Raw genomic sequence first — 3,018 nt, 5'->3', positions numbered from 1 at the left:
CCCCCGGCCCGCCGTCGCGGGAGAGAACACCGACGTCACCCGCCGGCTACGGCACGAGAACCCGCAGATCAAGCCCGGCCGAACAGCGCGTCAGAACGGCAGCCTGTCGGTCACGCCGCCTGCAGTGGGGCGTCCTCGCGCCACTTGAGGATCAAGTGCCTCCACCACTGCGCTGACCTGCGAATTCACCACCGGAGCGCCACTGACCAGCAGGAATTCCCTTCACTGGTACCTGCTGGTCGGTGCCGTTTTCGAGCCTCATGTGCCCTCCATGTGCCCCGAGTCGCTTGCTGTCGAGGAGCAGTTGGCGTGGAGAGGACACGGGGGCACGCACCTGCCGTACGGCGAGGAGCGCCAGCGGTAGTTCTAGGATGGGAGGCGCCTCGGCCGTACGAGCTCGCTTGGCCGCCTGTCTCGGACGGCCGAGCGCATCACGAGCGCGGCTCGCACCGGCCAGAAAACCCACGGGCTGGCCAGACCTCCGGTTCGATAGGATGACGGCGGCTTGCAGGCCCGTTCCGTCACGGCGTGTGACTCCAGCGGGCGATCTGAGTGCTCACATCGCATCGGCTGCAGCCACCCGGCTTGGGCCCGCCGTGGCACTGTCGCCAGCGCTATACGCACGAAATGGAGCATCCGAGGATGGCTCGACACCTGGTAACCAGCGCGCTTCCCTACATCAACGGGATCAAGCACCTGGGCAACATGGTCGGGTCGATGCTTCCGGCGGACGTGTACTCCCGGTACCTCCGCCAGCGCGGTCATGACGTCCTGTACATCTGCGCCACCGACGAGCACGGCACGCCGGCCGAGCTGGCCGCCAAGGAGGCCGGGCTGTCTGTCGCCGAGTTCTCTGCTCAGGCCCACGATGCGCAGAAGGCCGTGTACGACGGGTTCGAGCTGGACTTCGACTACTTCGGGCGCAGTTCCTCGCAGCAGAACGCCGAGATCACGCAGCACTTCGCGCGCAGGCTGGAGGAGAACGGCTTCATCGAGGAGCGTGCGATCCGCCAGGTGTATTCGCCTGTCGACGGTCGTTTCCTGCCGGACCGGTACGTCGAGGGCACCTGCCCTCACTGCGGGTACGACAAGGCCCGCGGTGACCAGTGCGAGAACTGCACCCGTGTGCTCGACCCGACCGATCTGATCAACCCGCGTTCGGCAGTGAGCGGCTCCACGGACCTGGAGGTGCGCGAGACCAAGCACCTTTTCCTGCTGCAGTCGAAGCTCCAGCACGAGGTCGAGGAGTGGATCGCCACCGTCAGCGACGAGTGGCCGCATCTGTCCACGTCCATCGCCCGCAAGTGGCTGACCGAGGGCCTGAACGACCGCTCTATCACCCGCGACCTGGATTGGGGCGTGCCCGTCCCGGCCGACACCTGGCCGGAGCTCGCGGCCGAGGGCAAGGTCTTCTACGTCTGGTTCGACGCCCCGATCGAGTACATCGGCGCGACGAAGGAGTGGGCAGACGCCGCGCCGGCCGGTGAGACCCGCGACTGGAAGTCCTGGTGGTACGAGGCCGACGACACCGTCCGGTACACGCAGTTCATGGCCAAGGACAACGTCCCGTTCCACACGGTGATGTTCCCGGCCACCGAACTCGGTGTGCGGGAGCCATGGAAGAAGGTCGACGTCGTCAAGGGCTTCAACTGGCTGACCTACTACGGAGGCAAGTTCTCCACCTCGCAGAAGCGCGGCGTCTTCACGGACGCGGCCTTGGACATCCTGCCCGGTGACTACTGGCGCTACTTCCTGATCGCCAACGCCCCCGAGTCGGATGACTCGTCGTTCACCTGGGAGCACTTCACCGCCACGGTGAACAAGGACCTGGCCGACACCCTCGGCAACTTCGTCCACCGGGTGCTGTCCTTCTCCAGGAAGCGCTTCGGCGACGAGGTCCCGGCCGGTCGCCCTGCCGGCGAGGCGGAGGCGAAGCTGGGCGAGGAGATCGCGCGGCTGTTGGCCGAGTACGAGGAGCAGATCGAGGCGCTCCAGTTCCGGAGGGCCGCTGCCGCCCTGCGCGCCCTGTGGTCCGCGGGCAACTCGTACCTGGAGGAGAAGGCTCCCTGGCTGGAGATCAAGACCGACGCCGACGGCGCCGCGCTGACCCTGCGCACCGCGATGAACCTGATCCACCTGTACGCGGTCGTCTCCCAGCCGTTCATCCCCGCCACGGCCGCCGCCATGCGCGGAGCCTTCGGCCTGGAGAACGACACCGCTACCTGGGTGTCCGCCGAGCAAGCCACGGCCCTGGACGCCGTTCCGGCCGGCACCGCGTTCACGGTGCCGCCGGTGCTCTTCACGAAGATCACGGAGGAGGACCTGGAGTCCTACCGTGAGCGCTTCGGCGGAGCTCCGGACGCCTGACCGAGTCGCCCGCGACACCCCGGTCCCGGCGCTCAACGGGCGACTGGGTGTCGGGGAAACGGGCAGATCCGCGGGCGAGGTGTTCATCAGGCGGATGCGCGCCCCGGTCACGCCGACCTCCACTCACGTGCCACCTGCGGATCCGGGCACGCGCTGGAGGTACTGGCCGAATCCGCGTACGACAAGGACTATCGCCCGTTCCAGTCCAGCACAGACCTAGACCCAGAGGTCTACGAACCGAGCCCGGACAAGTACAGGGCCAGGGGCGCGGCTTGAGGCACTCCTTGCTCCACGCCGACTTGACATCGGGCGGGGCAACGCCGTGCGGGCCGGGGAAGCTTTCGCTACGAGGGCAACCCTCAAGTTGAGCTGACCATGTCCACCCCATGGACTGCCTCACCCGGCTAATCTATGTTCCATGACGACACCAGGAGGCAATCCTCCGCTCTCGGCCTACGAGGAAAAATTGGGGCTTCCATCAGGGTTCGCCTCACGAGCACGCCATGTGGGATCCAGTGACCGTGTGGACGAGGTCCTCAGTCTGCGTGCAACAAATAAACGTCGAGTATTCCTCCTCGGGGTACTTATTGCATATATTGCAGTCGCAGAAGAACTCCTGAGCCGCGATGGCGTCGATTCCCTGCCTGAGAT

Annotated in this window: 1 protein-coding gene; it reads left to right on the top strand. The window is 66.3% G+C overall.

The window, feature by feature from the left end:
- The first annotated feature begins 585 nt into the window (after positions 1 to 585).
- Complete coding sequence (gene metG / locus I003_RS0129240) at positions 586 to 2,367, top strand: methionine--tRNA ligase (RefSeq protein WP_486584461.1); 1,782 nt, start codon at positions 586 to 588, stop codon at positions 2,365 to 2,367.
- The last annotated feature ends 651 nt before the right edge of the window (positions 2,368 to 3,018 follow it).

Source organism: Streptomyces sp. CNQ329, from assembly GCF_000482585.1.
The sequence above is the reverse complement of the archived record's forward strand: the minus strand, read 5'-3'. Positions and strand labels throughout refer to the sequence as shown.